This is a genomic window from Methylobacterium komagatae, assembly GCF_042661665.1.
GTDB classification, from domain to species: Bacteria; Pseudomonadota; Alphaproteobacteria; order Rhizobiales; family Beijerinckiaceae; genus Methylobacterium; species Methylobacterium komagatae.
This window is the reverse complement of sequence record NZ_JBHSWN010000001.1, coordinates 2,076,673-2,095,858: the sequence shown is the minus strand read 5'-3', so window position 1 is coordinate 2,095,858 and position 19,186 is coordinate 2,076,673. Positions and strand designations below refer to the sequence as shown.

18 protein-coding genes and 1 pseudogene are annotated in these 19,186 nt (G+C 71.2%); 12 read left to right on the top strand and 7 right to left on the bottom strand.

Going from position 1 to position 19,186, the window contains the following annotated elements; all coding sequences use genetic code 11:
• Positions 1–542 precede the first annotated feature (542 nt).
• From ACFQE0_RS10225 to ACFQE0_RS10215, 3 genes are all read right to left on the bottom strand, one after another.
• Positions 543–785, bottom strand: coding sequence for a hypothetical protein (locus tag ACFQE0_RS10225; RefSeq protein WP_378969306.1), 243 nt, complete (start codon positions 783–785; stop codon positions 543–545).
• Positions 786–1,139: 354 nt separating this feature from the next.
• The gene (locus ACFQE0_RS10220; RefSeq protein ID WP_116655342.1) at positions 1,140–1,790 is read right to left on the bottom strand and encodes an NrsF family protein; all 651 of its coding nucleotides are present in this window, start codon (positions 1,788–1,790) and stop codon (positions 1,140–1,142) included.
• A complete protein-coding gene (locus ACFQE0_RS10215) occupies positions 1,787–2,407 on the bottom strand; it encodes a sigma-70 family RNA polymerase sigma factor (RefSeq protein WP_274852097.1) in 621 nt (206 codons plus the stop codon). The genes ACFQE0_RS10220 and ACFQE0_RS10215 overlap by 4 nt, the downstream gene beginning before the upstream one ends.
• A 456-nt stretch (positions 2,408–2,863) precedes the next feature.
• On the opposite strand from ACFQE0_RS10215, the gene ACFQE0_RS10210 reads away from it, so the two are divergent.
• Positions 2,864–3,475 carry a DUF2231 domain-containing protein gene (locus ACFQE0_RS10210; RefSeq protein ID WP_116655344.1) on the top strand — a complete coding sequence of 204 codons (612 nt, stop codon included), beginning with the start codon at positions 2,864–2,866 and terminating at the stop codon, positions 3,473–3,475.
• Positions 3,476–3,805: 330 nt separating this feature from the next.
• On the opposite strand, the gene ACFQE0_RS10205 is transcribed toward ACFQE0_RS10210, so the two are convergent.
• Positions 3,806–3,958, bottom strand: a complete 153-nt coding sequence (locus ACFQE0_RS10205; protein WP_378969303.1) for a hypothetical protein — start codon at positions 3,956–3,958, stop codon at positions 3,806–3,808.
• Between the two features lie 357 nt (positions 3,959–4,315).
• On the opposite strand from ACFQE0_RS10205, the gene ACFQE0_RS10200 reads away from it, so the two are divergent.
• The 9 genes from ACFQE0_RS10200 (at position 4,316) to ACFQE0_RS10160 (ending at position 12,687) form a co-directional block, all read left to right on the top strand.
• Positions 4,316–4,612, top strand: coding sequence for a hypothetical protein (locus tag ACFQE0_RS10200; protein ID WP_116655346.1), 297 nt, complete (start codon positions 4,316–4,318; stop codon positions 4,610–4,612).
• A 47-nt stretch (positions 4,613–4,659) separates the two neighbouring features.
• Positions 4,660–6,192: a TolC family protein gene (locus ACFQE0_RS10195; protein WP_116655347.1), complete on the top strand. Its 1,533-nt coding sequence runs from the start codon at positions 4,660–4,662 to the stop codon at positions 6,190–6,192.
• A gap of 41 nt (positions 6,193–6,233) precedes the next feature.
• Complete coding sequence (locus ACFQE0_RS10190) at positions 6,234–7,652, top strand: multicopper oxidase family protein (RefSeq protein ID WP_116655348.1); 1,419 nt, start codon at positions 6,234–6,236, stop codon at positions 7,650–7,652.
• A 163-nt stretch (positions 7,653–7,815) separates the two neighbouring features.
• The gene (locus ACFQE0_RS10185; protein WP_059408100.1) at positions 7,816–8,106 is read left to right on the top strand and encodes a copper-binding protein; all 291 of its coding nucleotides are present in this window, start codon (positions 7,816–7,818) and stop codon (positions 8,104–8,106) included.
• A 76-nt stretch (positions 8,107–8,182) separates the two neighbouring features.
• A complete protein-coding gene (locus tag ACFQE0_RS10180) occupies positions 8,183–8,893 on the top strand; it encodes a copper-binding protein (protein ID WP_116655349.1) in 711 nt (236 codons plus the stop codon).
• A complete protein-coding gene (locus tag ACFQE0_RS10175) occupies positions 8,893–9,615 on the top strand; it encodes a transglycosylase SLT domain-containing protein (protein ID WP_116655350.1) in 723 nt (240 codons plus the stop codon). The genes ACFQE0_RS10180 and ACFQE0_RS10175 overlap by 1 nt, the downstream gene beginning before the upstream one ends.
• 121 nt (positions 9,616–9,736) lie before the next feature.
• Entirely contained in the window at positions 9,737–10,534 is a 798-nt protein-coding gene (locus tag ACFQE0_RS10170) for a GNAT family N-acetyltransferase (RefSeq protein ID WP_116655351.1), read from the top strand.
• Positions 10,535–10,600: 66 nt separating this feature from the next.
• The gene (locus ACFQE0_RS10165) at positions 10,601–11,905 is read left to right on the top strand and encodes an ABC transporter ATP-binding protein (RefSeq protein ID WP_116655352.1); all 1,305 of its coding nucleotides are present in this window, start codon (positions 10,601–10,603) and stop codon (positions 11,903–11,905) included.
• Between the two features lie 326 nt (positions 11,906–12,231).
• Positions 12,232–12,687 (top strand): MerR family DNA-binding transcriptional regulator, encoded by a 456-nt coding sequence (locus ACFQE0_RS10160; RefSeq protein WP_116655353.1) that lies wholly within the window; start codon positions 12,232–12,234, stop codon positions 12,685–12,687.
• Between the two features lie 81 nt (positions 12,688–12,768).
• Here the strand turns inward: ACFQE0_RS10160 and ACFQE0_RS10155 are convergent, their stop codons facing one another.
• The 3 genes and pseudogenes from ACFQE0_RS10155 to ACFQE0_RS10145 all read right to left on the bottom strand — a co-directional run bounded on the left by ACFQE0_RS10155 (position 12,769) and on the right by ACFQE0_RS10145 (position 15,752).
• Positions 12,769–13,047 carry a hypothetical protein gene (locus ACFQE0_RS10155; protein ID WP_160534123.1) on the bottom strand — a complete coding sequence of 93 codons (279 nt, stop codon included), beginning with the start codon at positions 13,045–13,047 and terminating at the stop codon, positions 12,769–12,771.
• Between the two features lie 110 nt (positions 13,048–13,157).
• Positions 13,158–13,720 (bottom strand): annotated as a pseudogene (locus tag ACFQE0_RS10150) (copper resistance protein B); the annotation flags it as partial.
• Positions 13,617–15,752, bottom strand: coding sequence for a copper resistance system multicopper oxidase (locus tag ACFQE0_RS10145; RefSeq protein ID WP_378969298.1), 2,136 nt, complete (start codon positions 15,750–15,752; stop codon positions 13,617–13,619). The pseudogene ACFQE0_RS10150 and the gene ACFQE0_RS10145, both read right to left, overlap by 104 nt.
• A gap of 1,159 nt (positions 15,753–16,911) precedes the next feature.
• Between ACFQE0_RS10145 and ACFQE0_RS10140 the strand changes: the two genes are divergently transcribed.
• Positions 16,912–17,487: a hypothetical protein gene (locus ACFQE0_RS10140; protein ID WP_378969296.1), complete on the top strand. Its 576-nt coding sequence runs from the start codon at positions 16,912–16,914 to the stop codon at positions 17,485–17,487.
• 69 nt (positions 17,488–17,556) lie between these two features.
• Positions 17,557–19,128: a helix-turn-helix transcriptional regulator gene (locus ACFQE0_RS10135; protein ID WP_160534124.1), complete on the top strand. Its 1,572-nt coding sequence runs from the start codon at positions 17,557–17,559 to the stop codon at positions 19,126–19,128.
• The last annotated feature ends 58 nt before the right edge of the window (positions 19,129–19,186 follow it).

Here is a 19,186-nt window from a genome sequence, read left to right as displayed (position 1 = left end):
AAGGCCAGTGTGAAGGGAGAGGGCGCGTCCCACGTCTAGAAGGTCAAGGTTCCGTTTGGTCGGGCGGCCGATCCGCCGACCGACCTCGCCGGGTGGGCGTCCCGGGGACCCGTTCCCCGACGGGCCCGCCGGACCGTGCCATGGCGCGGTCCGCCTCGCGTGCCATGGCCGACGCCGACCGGCGGCGAGAGGCCGGATCGAGGCCGCCATGGAAGCCGCGTCGACGCCATCGGTCCCCTGGTACCCCCCGGGACGGCGGAGCGGCCCTCTTCCGAGCGCGCCATGTGGAAGGCGGCCGATGGAGGGAACGGTCGCGTGCGTCGCCGGCGTGAGCCGGTCGTCGACCTCGGGCTGTCGCGCTGGCCGCCCATCGCCAGGGCGCAGGGTCCCGCCCCCGGCCTCCACGCGCGTGCTGTCCGGGCATCCGGGAAACCCACCGCACTCTTGGCCCTGCGCGCGGTGGGCGGTGCGGGCCGGCGCGCCAAACCCCACCCCGCACGACCCCAATCGGCCGGTCCGGCGGTTCGGACCGCGCGGGAGGTTCAGAAGTGCCGGGCGGGGGACGCCGACCGGCCGGCGGCAGGGCGGCGGGGCACCGCGCTGATCGATCCGGTCGTCAGGCCGACATCCGGAGCTTCGACCCGAGGCGGTGCGGTCCGTTGCGATTGATGCGTCTGGGGCAGAAAACGGGGTGGGACGTTGTCCATCCACCCCGCGAGGGCGTGACCCGGCAGTCCGGCGAGCATGGCGATTCCTGCAAAGGCGGGGATGATCTTGCTTTTCATGGCGGAACCCGTTGACCTGATGAGAAGCTTGACGCTCCTTGTCTTCAAGTCCGGATGTCTCGGAGGTACCGTTACAGCGCGCTGCGAACTTTCGTAGGATTAGGCCGGGGTCGCCCGGGGTGGCGCCTCGCTCATCCGGAGGGACGATCCTGCAAGCGATTGCGGGATGCGCGGCGCCCGGTTTGCCTCGCGCAGCCGGGTGGGGGTTCGTGCCCGTCGACTTTCCGGATCCCATCCGCGGCGATACCGCGGGGGGCCCTCGTCATGAAGCGTCGGCCGGCGACAGACGCTGAAGCCGTCGCGTCGCCCCTCGGACCCCGCGAGGCGATCCGGAGGATGTTCCGAACCGGCTCGCTACCAGCGAAGGAGGCGTGGCCCCAGGAGCGCTCCGACGAGCGTGCACATCGCGATCGTCCCCCCGTACCAGACGGCGACGAACGGTACGGTGTCGTCCATGCAGTGCAGCGAATAGCCGAGCGCGCTCACGGCTCCCGCGGAGAGGCCGACCAGGGCGCCCGCCCGCACGAGATCCGTCGGGGCGCCGAACCGTCGAACCGCCCACGTGACGACGGCGAACGGCACGACGGCGATCACGGGAATCGAGATGAGGCATTCGAGCCAGGTGTGACCGGATACCACGCCGTGCCAATGTTCGGCCGGCGTCATCGTGAGGCTCACGCACGCCAGCGCCGCGACCACGAGGAACGGCAAGGCGGCGACCCCGAGATGGACGCGGCTCTCGCCGCCGGGCCTGGCCGCCCTGACGAGATACCGGAGCGCGAGACCCCCGACCGCGGCCGCGAACGAGAACTTGAAGGCGAGGAACAGCAGCGGCCGGACCTCGGTCAGGCCGGGACGCAGGCCCAGAAACGCCAGCGCCAGGCACAGCGCGGCCGTCGCGCCGACCGCGACCGCCAGCGCGAGCCGGCGGGTCATCCAGGGGGCCCCGACCGGCTCGCGCTCGAAGCTGGCGCCCAGCAGGCCGATGAGTTCGTCGGTCTTCATCTCGCCTTGCCTCCCACGAGATTGGCCAGGGTCTTCAGGCCGCGGTGGACGCTCACCTTGATCGCGGTCTCGGACATCCCGGCGCGTTCGGCCGCCTCGGCGGCGCTCAGGCCCTCGACCCTCGTCGACAGGATCGCGTTCCTCATCTTGGGCGGCAGGTGCGCCAGGAGGCGCTCGACGTCGAGCGAACTCTCCGCCGCGACATGATCGTCGCGAGCCACCAGCACGCCGGCATCCTCGACCGGGACGTCGGCCGCGGCCGCACGCGTACGCCGAAGATGGTCGATGAGCTTGTAGCGGGCGATGGCGTGGATCCACGGCGTCACCGGTTGCGTGACGTCATAGGTGTGCCGCCGCACGTGGATCACCATCAGCGTCTCCTGGACGAGATCCTCCGCCTCGGTGTCGGGACGGCCGGAGCGGGTTAGCTTGCCCTTGTAATACGCGCGCAGGTGCGACCCGAGCCGCCCCAGGAAGCGCCGGTAGTCGGCCGCGCTGCCCGCAAGGCTGGCGATGAGCAGCCCGCGCAGTTCCTCCTCCGTCTGCAGCACCGGGACTAGGCGGGCCGGTTCGTAGCCGCTGAGCGGATGCCGGTGATACGTCGCATGTTCCGCCACCCCGCCGTGTCCCCAAGACCGCAGCACCATCCTGCGGGAGCGTGTCGTACGGCGATCCGAGCCCTGCGGCCCGTCGGCCGAAGGTGACGCATGATCGGCCGCGCCGCTCGGAGAACAATCCGCAAGCGGCCGCCGAAAGGTTACAGCGCTCGCGGCATGCCCGGGAGCGCAGGCATGTGCCGGGCATAATTGCCAAGCCTATGCCCCGATCTTAGACCTCGCCGGGGCCTACGCCACGGGCCGGGCGGGACGCCTCCGGAGCCTCGCCGCCCGCGCTGTCCCTTCGCATGGACAGGTCTGCCGAGAGCGCCGCCGAGAGGGCGATCTCCGATCCTGGGACGACGGCGGGCTCGTCCCGGAGCCGGCGTTCGGCGCCGTCGCTTTTTCCCCCACCCGGGGCGGTCCGGGCAAGAAGCCGGCCCGTCCCGCCTTCGACGTCTTCCCAGGAGTACGATCATGATCGAGGTGATCCCGAACTGGCATCCGGTCGCGGTCCATTTCACGGTCGCCCTACTCATCACGGCCAGCGTCCTCTTCGCCGCGGGGACCCTGTTCAGGAAAGCGGCATCGGGGGGCGCGCTCACGGCCGCCGCCCGATGGAACCTCGCGATCGGCGCGGCCGTCACGGTCGCGACCCTCGCCACGGGGTGGTCGGCGTACAACACGGTCGCGCACGACGCGGCCTCGCACGCGAACATGACCGTCCACCTTCGCTGGGCCATCGCCACCGCGCTCGTGTTCCTCGCCGCCGCCGGCGTCGCCTGGCTGGAGCGCCGGAAGGTCGCCGGCGCGGGCGTCGTGCTGCTGGCGCTCCTCGCCGGAGGTTCCGGGGCCCTCGCGGTCACGGGCTGGCTCGGCGGCGAGAACGTCTACCGCTACGGCCTGGGCGTCATGGCGCTCCCAAAATCGGGCGACCACGTCCACCCCGCAAGCGGCGGCCATCCCCACGACCATGGCGACGACCACGAGACCGCGGACGCCCCGACCACGCCCGATGCCGCCGCGGGCAAGGTAGAGACGCGCCCGGCGCCGGACGCTCCCTCCGCACCGCACGAACACGCTCATTGACGGACGTGCCGCGGCGATACCCGACCCGGGTAGCGCCAACGTCCCTCGCATGAACGCCACGGAGGTTCCGGAACCGGTGCTGCGGTCAATCCGCGGCGTGCGACTTCGCCGTCGACACCGGCATGTGGCGAACTTCCAACACGCTGAGTTTGTGGGACATCGGTTGAGCGCCACGGATTGCAGCTTCCACCCAGGCGTGAGAATGTCCGCGAAGATTAGGCAGGGGCCCTGATCAGTGAATGTCGTGCGCGCATTGCTGCTTGCCGTACTCGCGTTGGCCTTGGCCATCGCGCCGGCGGCGCCGTGCACGATGGGCCGGCAGTCGATGGCTCACCGCCACATGGCCGCCGCCGCGGCGACGCCCTCGCGCACGTCGCCGGCGCCTTGGGCGGCCAGAACGAGCCGGACGAGGCTGGGATACGCGGGATGTCCCTCGCCGTGCCGGCGGCGGCCGCCGACGAAGGGTGCCCTGGCCATCGGCATCGCCCCAAGCATCCTCCCTGCCCGGCGACATGCTGCCCGCTCGCGTGCCAAGCCGCGCTTCCGACCCTGCCATGGGCAAGCATCGCCCTGGAATTCCATCCGTCGGAGCGGGTCCTGATCGTCCAGGTGGACGGAGCCGTCGACGCGCATCCGCTACGGATCGAGCGGCCGCCGAGGCGCCAAGCGTGACGCGCGGGCGGATCTAGCGCCCGCCCTCGGCCGCTCCGACGGGACGGCCTCGCACACCTCCAACGAGCCGACGCCTTCGCCGGGCGCGACGCCGTCGCCGCTGGACCCGCGGCTCGTGCCACGCCTGGGCGTGCCTTCGGCCGTCCGCCTCAATCCGGGAAATCCAAGATGTTCAAGTTGCCGAGACCGGCCGCGCTCGCGGCGGTCCTGCCGCTCGCCGGCTGCTTGCCCGCCGCCGTTCCCGCCGGGCTGGTCCTCCCCTCGGAACCGGACATCCCGGTGCGGCCGCCCCGCTACGCCAAGGTGACGCAGGGCGTGAAGGACTTCGGCGTCGTCGACCCGAAGGATTGGCGCGAGCTCAATCGTCAGGTCACGCCGAAGGCCGGGTCCGGCGGGATGGGGGGCATGCCGGGCATGGACGGGATGCCCGGCATGGGCGGCAAGCGCGATTCGGGAGGGCGGTGATGGCCCGTCGCTGTAACGAAACGGGCGGCGCCGCCGGACTACCGGACATGAGTGGCACGACGACCGCGCCGGGACACGCCGGTACGACCGCGCGACCGCCGGACGAGGCCGTCCGGGGGCGGTTCGTGCGCGTGGCCGCGGGCGTCACCGGCCTCGGCCTCGCCTTGGGAGGCTGCGCGAGCTTCTCGCCGGACGCAGGCCTCTCCGTCGCCGGCGGCTACGCGGCGCTCGAACTGCGCAAGGACATCGTGAAGGCGGACGACCAGGGCGTCGCGCCGAGCGCGGACGCGCGCGTGGACGCGTTGCTGCGCCGTCCCCTGACCGCCGACGGCGCGGTGCAGGTCGCGCTCCTGAGGAACCGGGGCTTGCAGGCCGCCTTCAACGACCTCGGCGTTTCCGAGGCGCAGTACGTGCAGGCCACGCTGCCGCCCTCGCCGCGCCTCTCGATCACGCAGTGGGGATTGGGTTTCAACACGGAGATCGAGCGCGCCGTCGCCGCCAGCGTGCTGGAGTTGGCGACGCTCCCGGTGCGCGTCGAGATCGCGCGGCAGCGGTTCACGGCCGACCAGTACAACGCGGCGGAGCAGGTCCTGCGGCTCGGGGGCGAGGCGCGCCGGCAATTCTACCGGACCGTGGCGGCCAACCAGGCGACCGCCTTCCTCGAACAGGCGCTGGCCGGCGCCGAATCCGCCTCGACGCTGGCCAAGCAGCTGGGCGAGACGGGCGCGCTGAACAAGCTGGAACAGGCGCGCGAGCACGCCTTCTACAGCGAGTTGGGCGCACAGCTCGCCAAGGCGCGGGTGCAGCAACGCGCCGAACGGGAGCGGCTGACCCGACTGCTCGGTCTCTGGGGACGGGACGTCGACTTTCGCCTGCCCAACGGCCTCCCGTCCCTGCCCGGGAGGCTCGTCGACGGGCGCGCCATCGAGGCCGAGGCGATGAGCAAGCGGGCCGACGTGCAGGCCGCCCGCTTCGAACTGCAATCGCTCGTCGGGCGGTTCGGCCTGAACCAGGCCAGCGGCTTCGTCAGCGTCTTCGACGCGGGCTTCGCGAACCGGTTCTCGCAGTCGAGGACCGCGGGGGGCGAGGGCGCCGCCCCGAAGGTCGACAAGGCCAGCCTGAACGGGTTCTCGGCGGATCTCGTCATCCCGATCTACGACTTCGGGACGACCGCCGTGCGGGGCGCGCAGGAAAGCTACCTCGCCAGCGCCAACCGCCTGGCGGAGCGCGCGGTCAACGCCCGCTCCGAGGTCCGCGAGGCCTACCAGCGCTACCGCGGGCAGTACGACATCACCCGGCACTACCAGACCAGCGTGCTGCCCCTGCGCAGGACGATCCAGGACCAGGCCCTGCTCCAGTACAGCGGCATGCTCCTGGACGTGACGACGCTGATCGTCGACGCCCGGGCCAGGATCCTGAGCAACATCCAGGCGATCGAGGCGCAGCGCGACTTCTGGATCGCGGCGACCGACCTCAAGGCGGCGACCGTCGGCGGCGGGTTCTCGGGGGGCAACTTCGGCGGCGAGGCCGCCGGGGGCACCCCGGGCACGAGCCTCGCCGTCGCGACGCCCGGCGGCTGAGGTCCGGGCCCCAGGCTGCCCATGACATTCGGAGGGAATCCATGACCGACATCTCGCGCAGAGGGATCCTGGGAGCGGGCGGCCTCGTGCTCGCCGGCACCTCCATGATCAGCGGGCGCGTCCAGGCCGCAGGGCTTCCGGAAGCCCCGATCATGGACAAGGCGACCATGCAGCCGCCGCTCTATCCGACGAGCGGGCCGGACTACCAACCGGTGGTGACGCTCAACGGCTGGACGCTGCCGTGGCGGATGCGCGGCGACTGGAAGGAGTTCCACCTCATCGCCGAGCCGGTCGTGCGCGAGATGGCGCCCGGCATGGACGCCCGGCTCTGGGGGTACAACGGGCAATCGCCCGGACCGACCATCGAGGCGGTCGAGGGCGACAAGGTCCGCATCTTCGTCACCAACCGCCTTCCGGAGGCGACCGCCGTGCACTGGCACGGGCAGACGCTGCCCAACGGCATGGACGGGGTCGCGGGGCTGACCCAACCCGGCATCCCGCCGGGCAAGACCTTCGTCTACGAGTTCATCCTCAGGCGCTCCGGCACCTTCATGTACCACCCGCACTCGGACGAGATGGTCCAGATGGCGATGGGCATGATGGGCTTCTTCGTCGTGCATCCGCGCGACCCCGCCGAGCGGCGGGTCGACCGCGACTTCGTCTGGCTGCTGAACGCCTACGACATCGAGGCCGGGTCCTACGTGCCCAAGGTCAACACGATGCTCAACATGAACATGTGGTGCTTCAACAGCCGGGTCTGGCCGGGCATCGACCCGATGGTCGCGCGACAGGGCGACAAGGTCCGGATGCGCTTCGGCAACCTGACCATGACCAACCACCCGATCCACGTCCACGGCGTCGACTTCAAGGTCACGGGCACGGACGGCGGCTGGATCAACGAAAACTATCAGTTGCCGGAGGTGTCGGTCGACGTCGCGGTCGGGCAGATGCGGGCCATCGAGTTCAACGCCGACAACCCGGGCGACTGGGCGATCCACTGCCACAAGTCGCACCACACCATGAACGCCATGGGCCACAACGTGCGGACCTACATCGGCGTGAACCTGAAGAGCACGGCCAAGCAGATCCAGAAGATCGCCCCCGGTTACATGCCGATGGGGTCCACCGGCGGCGGAATGATGACCGAGATGGAGATGCCGCTGCCCGAGAACACGCTGCCGATGATGACCGGCACGGGCCCGTTCGGGTCCGTGGAGATGGGCGGGATGTTCACGGTCCTGAAGGTCCGTCCGGCTCTGGCGGCCGGCGACTACCGCGACCCCGGTTGGTACAAGCACCCGGAAGGCACCCTCGCCTACGAGTGGACCGGCGAGCCGATGCCGGAGCCGGCCCGGGCCCCGAATACCCCGAAGGGCCGCCGCGCCAGCCAGACCGACCTGCAGGTCGTCGATCCCCGGACGCGCCGTACGGCCGCGAACTCGGGCGGCCACGAGCACTAGGCGGACGCCCGCAACGCGCCAGAAGGCCTGCCCGAGCGCCACGGGCGCGGCAGGCGAACCCGTTCGGAACGGGAGCGATCCCGTCCGAAGTCCGCCGCGCCGGTCGCCGAGTCCCCTCAACGGCGCCGGCGTGGCGGTTCAATCGACCTGAGGAGAAGAAGCCATGAGAAGCAAGTTCCCGCTCGCCGTCCTTTCGGCGGCCTTCCTGGCGGTCGCGGCGCCTGCATGGGCGCAGTCCGTGAAGGGGACGGTGACGAAGGTCGACCCGGCGGCGGGCAAGGTGACGCTCGACCACGCGGCGATCCCGAAGCTCGACATGGACGCGATGACGATGGCGTACCCCGTCAAGGATCCCGCGATGCTCAAGGATCTCAAGGCGGGGGACAAGGTCGACTTCGACGTCGACGGGACCGGCGGCGCCTACACCGTCACGAAGATCCAGAAGGCGAGGTAGCGCCCTGGAGGGAAGCCCTGGCGCGGCTTCCGCCCGGTCCCGCGCGATGGCTTCGGAGCCCTGAGATGGAGCAACCATGCGACGCCTGATCCTGACCGCCGCGCTCGTGGCCGCGCTCGTCGGCCCGACCCCGCAGCACGCCGGCGCGCAGCCGGCCAAGGGCGCGCCCGCAGCGCTGGAGCGGGCGCGCGAAACGATGACGAACCGTTTCCGGGGCACGAAGCTGACCGGCGACCCGGACCGGGACTTCGCCGAGCTGCTCATCGCCAGCTACGAGGAGACGCTGTTCCTTGCCAAGACGCAGCTCGACTACGGCGGTGACCGGCAGCTGCGCGAGATCGCGCAGAAGATCCAGGACGAGCAGCAGGCGAAGATCGACGCCCTGAAGCAGTGGCAGGTCCGCAGCCGCGAGGCCGGCTACCGGCCGCAGCCGAACCAGACGCCGTCGGGCGAGGGACCGTTGGACCGTCAGGCGAAGGGCGACCCGGCCCAGGGTAAGCCGGATACACCCTCCGCTGAGAAGGCGGCCCCGCAGCCGACTCCGCAGGCGACGCCGTCGAACGCCCCGCTCGTCGCCGGAACCGTCAAGAAGGTCGACGACGCCGCGGGCAAGGTGACCCTCGACCACGAGGCCATCCCGAATATCGGGATGGACGCGATGACGATGGCCTACAAGGTCCAGGACCCGGCCATGCTCAAGGGCCTGAGGCCCGGCGAGCGGGTGCGGTTCTCGGCCGACCGCGTGAACGGCTCGATCGCCGTCACCCGCATCCAGAAAGCCAAGTAGTGGCATTCGGCCGGAACGGCCCACGCCCGGCCGCGGCGCCTCGCGCCCTGGGCGTCCTCCTCGGCCTCGCGGCGGTCGCCGGCGTCGGGTCGGCCGCGGCGGAGGGGACGGAGGGCACCGCGGGACGATTCGCGACGGGCGTCGTCGACGGGAACGCCACGGCCGGCGGTCGCACCGCCTATGGCGAACTCCTGTTGCGGGAGGCGACGGCACGCGGGGTCCCGCCCGCGCTCGCCGAGGCGGTCGCGTTCGTCGAGAGCGGCTACGACGCCGGGGCGGTCGGAACGGTCGGCGAACTCGGGCTGATGCAGGTCCGGCCTGCCACGGCGGCGATGCTCGGTCATCGCGGGCCGGCTGCGGAACTTCTCGACCCGGCCACGAACATCCGCTTCGGCGTCGCCTACCTCGCACGGGCCTGGAACCTCGCGGGCGGCGACGTCTGCCGTGCACTCGCCAAGTATCGCGCCGGCCACGGCGAGGAGCGCATGACGCCGCGCTCCGTCGATTACTGCCGGCGCGCCCACGACCGGCTGGCCGCCATGGGGTCGCCGCTCGCGGCGGTCGCGGCGACGGCCGGTCCCGGCATCCCGCGGACATCCGCATCGAAACCCCGCTCGGCACCGACGGCCGTCACGCTCCTCGCGAACCGGTTCTGGGCCGCGCACGTCGCGCGCGTCCGGGCCGTCGAGAGCCGGACCGCCCGGATCATGGGGGGCGGCTGATGCGGCCCGAATGGGCGGCGCTCCCGCCGCTCCCCTGGGTGCGCCGGAAGGCGCCGGTCACCCGTGCGCGTCGACGCATGGCCGCCCTGGCGCGCCGCCGGCGGAACGAGGGAGGCTCGGCATGACGTTCAAGCCCTACCCGCGCACGCGCGGCGACGGTTCCCTCGGCGATGGATTGGCGATGCTGCGCGCCAGGGTGGCCCGGCGCATCGCCCTGGGCCCCTACTCCAGGCGGGTCTCGATAGGTTTTGGGCGGGACCTGTCGGTCGCCATCGAACCGCCGGTCGCCAGGATCCCGGTGCGATTGCGCGACTTCCGGCCGGACGACCTCGCGGCCCTCTTCCCCGCTGGCGGCGACGAGGCGGCGAAGCGCGAACGCGCTGACGTCGAGTGGCGATTGCGCGCCGCCGCGCACGGCGTCCTGCCGAGCCGCTGCTACGTGCTCGACGAGGTCGGGTCGGGCCGCCCGTGCCACGTCCAGTGGCTCACCGACCCCGGTTACGGCGACGCGGTCCGGCGGTCCGGGGCCCTGCCGGTTCTGGCGGCCGACGAGGCCATGCTGGAGAACGCCTTCACGCCGGAGGGCTTCCGCGGCCTGGGCGTCATGGCCGCCGCCGTGCACCTGATCGCCGAACGCGCCCGGTCACAGGGCAAGGGACGCTTGGTGGCCTTCGTCGACGCCGACAACGCCGCCTCCCTCAAGGCGGTCGAACGGGCGGGCTTCAGACCCTGTTCGATCCGCACGAGACGCCAGTTCGCCTTCGGGACGTTCCGAACCGTCCGATTCGAAACGAGGGCGGGGGCCGTGGGTCGCGGCGCGCGCGCCGCGCTGGGGGACGAGGGCGACGGCGCTCTCCCAGGGGATGGCATGCCCTCGGAGGTGGACGCACGAGAGGTGGGGCCGCCGGATGCCGACTGAACCCATCAAGAACGCCGGGCCGCGAAGCGCGCCCTCCCCTCCCGGAAATTCGGACCGATCCGCCCCGTGACGGCAATCGAAGCCATCCACGCCCTCGCCCACAGGCTCACGGGCCTCGACTACCCACACGGCCACTGGTGGATCGTCGCCGATGCCCTCCTCGTCTTCGTCGTGGCGCCCGCGTGGACCGCGTGGCTCGTCGGCCGCGCCGCACTGCGCCGCCGTCGGCGGACGGCGGATGCTATCGCAGCGGCGGGAGCCACCGATGCCCTGCGGGACGCTCCGTCCCGTAGCCGTCGGCATCGCGGCTTCGCGCTCCGGCCGGGACGGCGCCTGGAGGCATACGTCCTGGGTGCCACGGCGGGCATTCAGGTCCGCCTGGTCTTCCTGTCTCTCGCCACGCTGCCGGCCGCCTGGCTGACCCTTGAGATACCCAAGCACATCGTCAACCACACGCTCGACGACGCGCGGGGCGACGGGCATCCCGGCATGACGTTCCTGGGACTCCCCCTCGGCCGCACGGAACTCCTGTTCGCCCTGTGCGCCGGCTACCTCGCCGTCCTCACCGTAAACGGCCTCCTGAAGTACGCGGCGAACCGGGTCCGCGGACGCGTCAACGAGCGCGTCGTGCGCCGCCTGCGCCTGGCCGTCCTGCGGCGCGTGCGGACGGAGCGCTCGGTCGAACGCCGCACGACGCTCTCCGCCGTGGCGGTCCAGGAGGTCGAGCCCATCGGCTACTTCGGCGGCAGCCTTGTCGCGGTCCCCATCGTGCAGGGGGGCGTGCTGGTCACGAGCGTCGCCTTCCTCCTGCTCCAGGACGTCGCCCTTGCCTTTGCCGCGCTGATCATGCTGCCGGTGCAGCTCACGGTCCTGCCGCGCCTCCAAAGGCGCCTGAACGCGAAGGTCCGGCAGCGCGTCCTCGCCACGCGGACGCTGGGCGCCCTCGTCACCACGCCCGAGGTCGCCGGGCGCCCAGGCCTCGCCCCTTCCGCGGCGGAGCGCGATCCACCCGCCTCGTCGTTGCGGCGTCACATGGCGCACGTCGAAGAGCTTGAGCGGCTCCGCGTCGCCATCAACGACATGAAGGGCGGCATCAAGAGCCTGTACAACTACACGTCCAACCTCACGCCGTTCTTCTTCTTCCTGATCGGCGGCTATCTCGTCGTGCAAGGCCGCCTCACCCTCGGCGCCCTGGTGGCGGCGCTCGCGGCCTACAAGGAAATCGCGCCGGCCCTCAGGGAGCTGTTCGATTTCGCCCAGGATTGGTCGGACGCGACCGCGCGCTTCGCCGAGGTCACGCGGGCCGTCGACATTCCGGCCGCCGTTCAGCCAGGTATCGCGAGGCCGGCGTCGGCACGGGAGGCGGCCTAGCCGATGCGCGCTCACGCCATGCGTTTCCCCGAACGCGGACGCTCCTCTTCCGCCGCCCGGGGGCCCGCGCCGGACGAGGCTCGGCCGCGGCCGTCTCGGGTCGCGAAGCCGCTCGCGGGAGACGAGGTGCCGCCTTCGGTGCTTCCAGCCGCGACAACCCTGCGGGGCCTGCGCCCGCCCGGCCCCGTTCGACCGCCCAGGATGCGACCGTACCGCGGAATTCCCCGGCATCCGCCGACGCGGGACGGTCGCGAGGTCGGATCGGTCGCGGCGTTCAAGCTCGGCCGCGAGCGCCGATGGGACCCGGTGCGACGGGAGGTGGGGCGATGAGGATCGGGGAGGCGGCACGCGCCTGCGGGATCTCGCCCAAGATGATCCGCTACTACGAGCGCACCGGTCTGATCCCATCGCCGACCCGGTCGGTCTCGGGCCATCGCGTCTACGCCGAGGAGGAGGTGCGGACGCTGCGGTTCGTGCACCGCGCCCGCCTCCTCGGCTTCTCGGTCGCCGACACCGCCACCCTTCTGCGCCTGTGGCGCGATGAGGCGCGTGCCAGCGCCGGGGTGAAGGACCTGGCCCTTCGGCGCGCGACCGACCTGGAAAGACGCGCCGCCGCGCTCGCGGACGCCGCGGCCTCGTTGCGGGGGCTCGCCGGGATATGCCCCGGCGATGACCGTCCGGAATGCCCGCTGCTCGACGCCCTCGCCCGCGAGCCCGCCCGGGCGGGCGGAGGACCCACCTCAGCCCGGCCCGCGCGGATCGAGGCCGGTCCGACCGAATGACGGGCGCGTTACGGGTCGGAGACGATCCGGGGCACGGGTGCGCTCACCCCGCGCGCATGGTCGACGTCCGCGGGACGCGGGTCAGCGCCGTTGCGCCGTGTTGCCCGGTTGGGTCCGGAGGGAACGCCGGAGCTGACCGCATCGCGCGGCCAGCAAGGCCGGGGTCTCGCCCGGCGCGAGGACGGCCTCGCCGTGGTCGGCGGCGGCGCAGCGGCCCAACATCTCGTTGAGCGTCCTCCCGTCCACCGCCCTGATTCCGTAGCCCTTCATACCCGGCTCCGTGACGGCCTGCGCTTGAGCGGATCCGAGGCCAGCCAGGAGCGCGAGCGCGGCGAGGCGTGGTCGAGAGGTGTAAGGCACGGCCGATCTCCACGGTTCGGCGAAGGAAGGCACCGCCACGGACGTGTCAGGAGGCGGCCCCTCTACCTCCGCGTGGCAATGGATGGGGGATCGGCCGGCCCGGGACCCTCTCAGTACCAGAGGCGCAGGCCGGCCAGCGCCCGCACGTCGCCGGTGCCCTCGCCGGACCGGCGCCGGTAATTCGCCGTGCCGCCCAGGAACTGCTGGTAGGAAAGGCCGACGTAGGGTGCGATCTCGCGGGTGAACTCGTAGCGCAGGCGCAGGCCCATATCGATGTCCGATACCCCCGAACCGAGCCCCGGCCGCGGTCGGCCTTCGAGTAGGCGTTCATCTCGATCTGCGGCTGCAGGATCAGGCGCTGCGTCAGGTAGAGGTCATAGGAGGCGTTTCCCCGGAACGCGAAGCGGCCGTTGTCGCTGGCGTAGCCGGTCAGTTCGAGGTTCCAGAACCCGATGGCCAGCCCCTGGACGCCGAAGGCCGCCCAGGTGCGGTTGCGCAGGCTGTCGATGTCCGAGCGCACGCCGACCTGCATGTCGAAATAGGTCGAGATCGGCCGGGTGTAGAGGGCCTCATGGTCGCCGTCCGAGAAACGTCCACGATTGCCGGCGTTGTAGCGACCCTCCGATTTCAGCCACAGCTTGTTGTAGTCGTCCCCGATCCATGCCTGTCCGTCGTAACGGAAGTAGCTCCCGTCCCCGAAGCGACCCTCGAACTGGTTGAGGAAGGCATGGGCGTACACCCGGTCGTCGAGGATCGGGTTGCCGTAGGGCGCGGCGCCCTGCAGCGTATCCGGCCCGAGGCGCGTGCCGCCGTTGAGCAGCCCGGTCACGCTCTGCGCCAGGACGCCGGAGGGCGCGAGGACGATGAGCGGGACGACGAGCGCGAGGGTGGCGGGCGCGCGCATCACGCCCCCTCGGCAGCACGCGCAGGGTACGGAACATGCCGGCCTCGAAATGATACAGGATGTGGCAGTGCAGCGGCCACTGCCCGGTCGCCACGGGGGTGACCAGCATCGACAGCTTCTCGGCCGGAGCGACGCTGACCGTGTGCAGGTAAGGTCGATGCCGCCCGTGCCCGTTCTCCAGCTCCATCCACATGCCATGCAGGTGGATCGGGTGGCTCATCATCGTCTCGTTGATCATCACGAGCCGGAATCGTTCCCCTACGGTCACGTCGATCGGTCCGACCTCGGTGAACTTCTTGCCGTCGAAACCCCAGATCATGCGCTGCATGTTGCCGCTGAGCCTGAGCACGATCTCGCGGGTCGGCTGGCGGTCGTCGACGCCGGGGTTGATCGAGCGCAGGTCCGAGTAGGTGAGCACACGACGGTTCAGCTGGTTCAGGCCGTCACCGGGGATGCGGGTGCGGTCGCTCAGCATCTTCGGCTTCATCTGGACCTCGACGCCGGTCTCGTCGAGCTCGACGCCGGGCGGCGGCTTCGCCATGGGCTGGTGGCCCGCGAGGCGACGCTCGTCCGGCACGATCTCGCGGGCATGCTCGCCGAGGATGCCCCCGATGCGCGAGCCGTCGGGATGGGACGCGCCGATCTGGTCGCGGCCCATCATGCCCTGCATGCCCATGTCGGTCATGGTCCGCAGCGGCCGCGGGTCGAAGGGCGGGATCTCCGCCTCCATCCCCGGCCGGGGCGCGAGCGTTCCGCGGGCGTATCCGGAGCGGCCGAGGTCCTGCGCGAAGATGGTGTAGGCCCGCGCCTCGCGCGGGCGCACGATCACGTCGTATGTCTCGGCCACGCCGATGCGGAACTGGTCGACCGACACCGGGACGACGTCGTTGCCGTGGACGTTGACCACGCTCATGGTCAGGCCGGGGATGCGCAGGTCGTAGTAGGTCGCCGCCGAGGCGTTGATGATGCGCAGCCGGACCCGCTCGCCGGGCCGGAACAGGGCCGTCCAGTTCGCCCCGGGCGGCTGTCCGTTCATCAGGTAGGTGTAGGTCTCGCCGGACGGTGCCTCCAGGCCGGACGGGTCCATGCGCGACTCGGACTCGTGCCAGCGCTCCTTGATCGTGTCGGCGAGCCCGCTGCGCTCGGCGTCGGCAAAGAACGTCCCGACAGTGCGCTTGCCGAAATTGTAGTAGTCGGCTTGGTACTTCAGCTTGTTCTGGATGCGCCCGGGGTCCTCGTCGGTCCAGTCGCTGAGAAGCACGACGTAATCGCGGTCCGCCTGGACCAGGTCGCGGCCGCGCGGCTCGATGATCAGCGCGCCGTAGACGCCCTTCTGCTCCTGGTAGCCCATGTGGCTGTGGTACCAGTAGGTGCCGCTCTGCAGCACCGGGAAGCGGTAGGTGAAGGACTCGCCCGGCTGGATGCCCGGAAACTCCAGGCCGGGCACGCCGTCCATGTCGTTGGGCAGGATGATGCCGTGCCAATGCATGCCCGTCATCTCGGGCAATTCGTTGCGGACGTTGATGGTGACGACGTCACCCTCGCGCCAGCGCAGCACCGGGCCCGGCACGCCGCCGTTGATGGTATTCGCCCAGGTCGTGGCGCCGGTCTTGTTGACCGTGCCGCGGGCCAGCGTGAGGTCGTAGCTCGCGGCGCGAGGCACGGTGGCCTCGCCGGGGCTCGCCAGGGCGAACGCGGAGCGGCTGCGCGCCGCGAGACCCGCGGCGGCGCAGGCGCCGAGGCCGGAGATGAACCGGCGGCGCGTCTGCGCCGGACCGTCCCACAGGAGCGGTGCCACCATGCGATCCTTCCTGGGCCGCGGCGGAGAGCCGGGCTAGAGGCCAAGATCTCGCGAAGTTGCGGCCTTCCCACGTGGGAGGATCAAGCTCGGCGCCCCTCCGGTGACGCGCTTCCCGATCCGGTGTGGCGCACCGGCAACAAGGCGGCTGCCGGCGCGGCGCCTTGGGCGATCCGGGACGATACGGTTCAGTCGTTGCTCCGGAGGCGGTCCGATGCGGACCGCAGGTCGGCCCCGACCGACCGCCGGGCCGCCGGCGGCCCGGTCAGCCGGTCGCGAGGCGCCTTGACGGCGGAAGCCGTCACGTCGATGACGTGCGCCCCGATGTCCTGGCCCCCGGACGTCGATTTTCCGCCCGGCGCGTGTCCCCCAGCCGTCCCCTCGCGCACGGCTGTCCGTGCTGGTGCCTTGGCAGCAAGGTCCCTCATGCAGAGCCTGACCCGGTCGGCGTGGCTGGCCAAGATCGCCGACGTCGCCGCGAACCTGTCGATCGACCCTGACGACGTGGAGACCTGGCGGCTCGCCCTCGTGCGCGTCTGGACCCTGCTGCCGCTCGCGCCGGTGACGGCGCAGGGTACCTACGGGACGCTCCCGGAGGCCGATATCGTGGCTGCGGGCGACGCGGCCTACGCCCTCGGGGGTCTCGCGCCGGGGGCGTTGAACCTGCCGGGAAGCGACAGCGACGCGGTCCGCCTGACGAAGTTGGGGGGCTGGCTGCGGGCCGCCGAGCGCAAGATCGCCGACATGGACACCGGCCGGCCCGTCCGGGACCCGAACGACGATTGGTACCACGCGGTCGATGGGCAGGGCTTCTTTCTCGTTCCGTTGCCGCGCAGCGCCTGGCGCTCTCCCTACCTGCCGGGAGCCCTGCCGCGGCCGTACACGCGTCGCGCCCTGCTGCTGTCCCGCATCGTTCCGGCGGTGATCCGAGGCCTCCCGGTCCGCTTCACCGTCCACCCGCGGACCGGCCTCGACGGCTCGGCCCTGACCTTCGGGGCGTCGCTGTTCCCGGGCTTCGATGTGCTGCCCGAGGACGAGGACGACGAGCGATACTTCCTGGCGCGGGCGGCGGTCGGGCCGACGCCGGAGGCCGTCAGGTCCGACGTCGCCGAGGCCGCGCGCCGTTCCTGCTTCGCGCACGTGTTCCCGGAGCTCGACGTTGATGCCGGACCTGCGCGAGCTCGTGCCCGGGACGCTCGCGCGCGCGGACTGGAACGGCGATGGCGAGACCAGGCTCGGTCCCGACCTCGTCGTCGCCGGCTCATGGCACGTGCGCGACGGCGAGAGCGCCTGGAACGAGGCCGTGGTCTACGACGGCGCCGGCCGGGAACTCCTGCGCTTCCGCAAGCTCTTCCCGTACAGGGACAAGGATGGCCGCTTCGAACAGATCGAACTGGGGGAGGCGCTGGAAGTGCTCGTGACGCGGCGCGGCCTGTTCGGCTTCGGCGTCTGCCTCGACTTCTGCCAGAGGGTGACACCCGTCCTGACCGAACTCGACGTCGATTGGATGATCATCCCGTCCTGCGGCGACTGGCGGACCATGAGGGATCACCTCGGCGCCGCGCACCAGCTCCAGGTCAGCTTCGACACGCGAAGCTTCGTCGTCCAGCAGGTCTACCCGGAGCGGGAGGACGGCGGCTTCGGTTACGTCCTCGCCGCGCCGGAGCGGGTGGGCGACCTCCGCGAGGCCGACCTACTCGTTTCACAATCTTTCACCGTTTATACGGTCCTGCCGTAAACGCCCCGTTGACTTGCGGCCACCACACTCCAATGTGAACCTTTGTGAAACGTCGCTCCGGAGATGGCCATGCGCGGTGACCCCAGACAGCGTCGCCTCGACGAGATCGCCCTCGGCGAGGTCGGCCCGGTCGATGCCTTCGCCCTGCTGAGGGACCTGTTGTCCGAGGACGCGCCGAAGTTCGCCAGGGGCGTCTATCTGGCCCTCCAGGAGGTCGTCTGGCGCCTCGTCGCGAACCGGGTGGCCGGTCCCGAGACGGCGCAGTGGCTCGACACCTGTGGTCGGGCGAGCGTCCTGATGCGCCAAGGCGGGGCGGAGGCCACCGCGCACCAGGTCGCGGCGCTCGCCGACATCGTCGAGCGCAACGCCCGCTTCTTCGAGGCCCAGCCGGTCGGCGAGGTCCTGGGTAAGCGGCACGTCCTGGACGTTCTCCGGCTGCTGGCCGGGAGCGCGGGCCGGATGAGCCGCGCGGCCGTCCTCGAAGCGACGGGCCTCGGCCAGTCCAACCTCTCGCGCATGCTCACGATGCTGGAGGGGCACGGGCTGGTCCGGCGCGATAGGTCGGGGCGCGAAGCCGAGCTGGCCCTCACGGCGTCGGGCAGGGCCGCCGTTGCGCGGCCGGGGACCGAGGCTGCCCCGGTGCGACCCGAGACCGTCTGGCAGGCGTGCGGGATCGGCATCTGCGTCTCCACGGGCGATGGCACGGTCCTGTCGGCAAATCGCGAGTTCGAGCGGGTGGTCGGCACCTCGGCCGAGGTGGCGCTCGCCGCCGTCTCGGCCGGGACGGGCGTCGAGGATGTCGGAACGGCGGAGAACCGCTGGGCCCGCCGGATCGAGGCCGGGGAGGCCGAAGGCGGGATGACGTCCGTCTGGGTCGACGTCAGCGACCTTCGCCTCGCCTTGGCCGAGGCGGAGATGCGGGCGTCGGCCGCCGAGGCGAAGGTCGCCGGCTTGAGGGAGGCCCTCGCCAAGGCACAGGCGAACGCGGCGGCGGCGGAGCGACGCCTTCACCGCCAGCACCTCTCGGTCGAGATGGTTCGGGAACGTGCGGTGGGACGTCTCGGAAGCATGGCCAGCCTCGTCCATGAGCGTTTCCCCAAGACGATCTCCGCCGCACGGCAGGGCGAGGAGATACCTTACCTGCAGATCGTGGCCATCAAGGAGGCATTGAACAACCTGCTGGATGTCCAGGCACATTCGCCGCGCCCGTATGAGGCTGCACGCAAGAGCGGCCTCACGCTTATCAGGGAGGTCGTCAACTCGGCCTATGCGCTGACGAATTCGAAGGTGGTGGTGGATTATCCGGACTGGCTGCGAACCCAGAAGGCCGACTACATGGCCCTGGTCGAGCCGCTCAGCCATTTCCTCCTGACGACATGCGGCGACGTGAAGATGAGCATCGACCGGGACGACCGGAACGTGTTCGTTCACGGCGTCGGACATCCATTCCAGGAATGCCGGGGGCCCCGGTCCCGGGCCTTCGTGTCCATGGACGCCAAGGCGATGGATGCCTTCGCGGAGACCTGGGCCGGACCGGAGGTCGACGTCCGGATCACCGGCAGCCCGTCGCGCGACCACGGCATCGGATTTCGCATGAGCGTCCCTCGCGGCGTGGACCGTAGCCGCGAAACGACGGCGTAGGACCCCAGACCATGCTCGTGGTCCCGCGGGTACCCGACAGCGACGTTCCTGTGCTTGG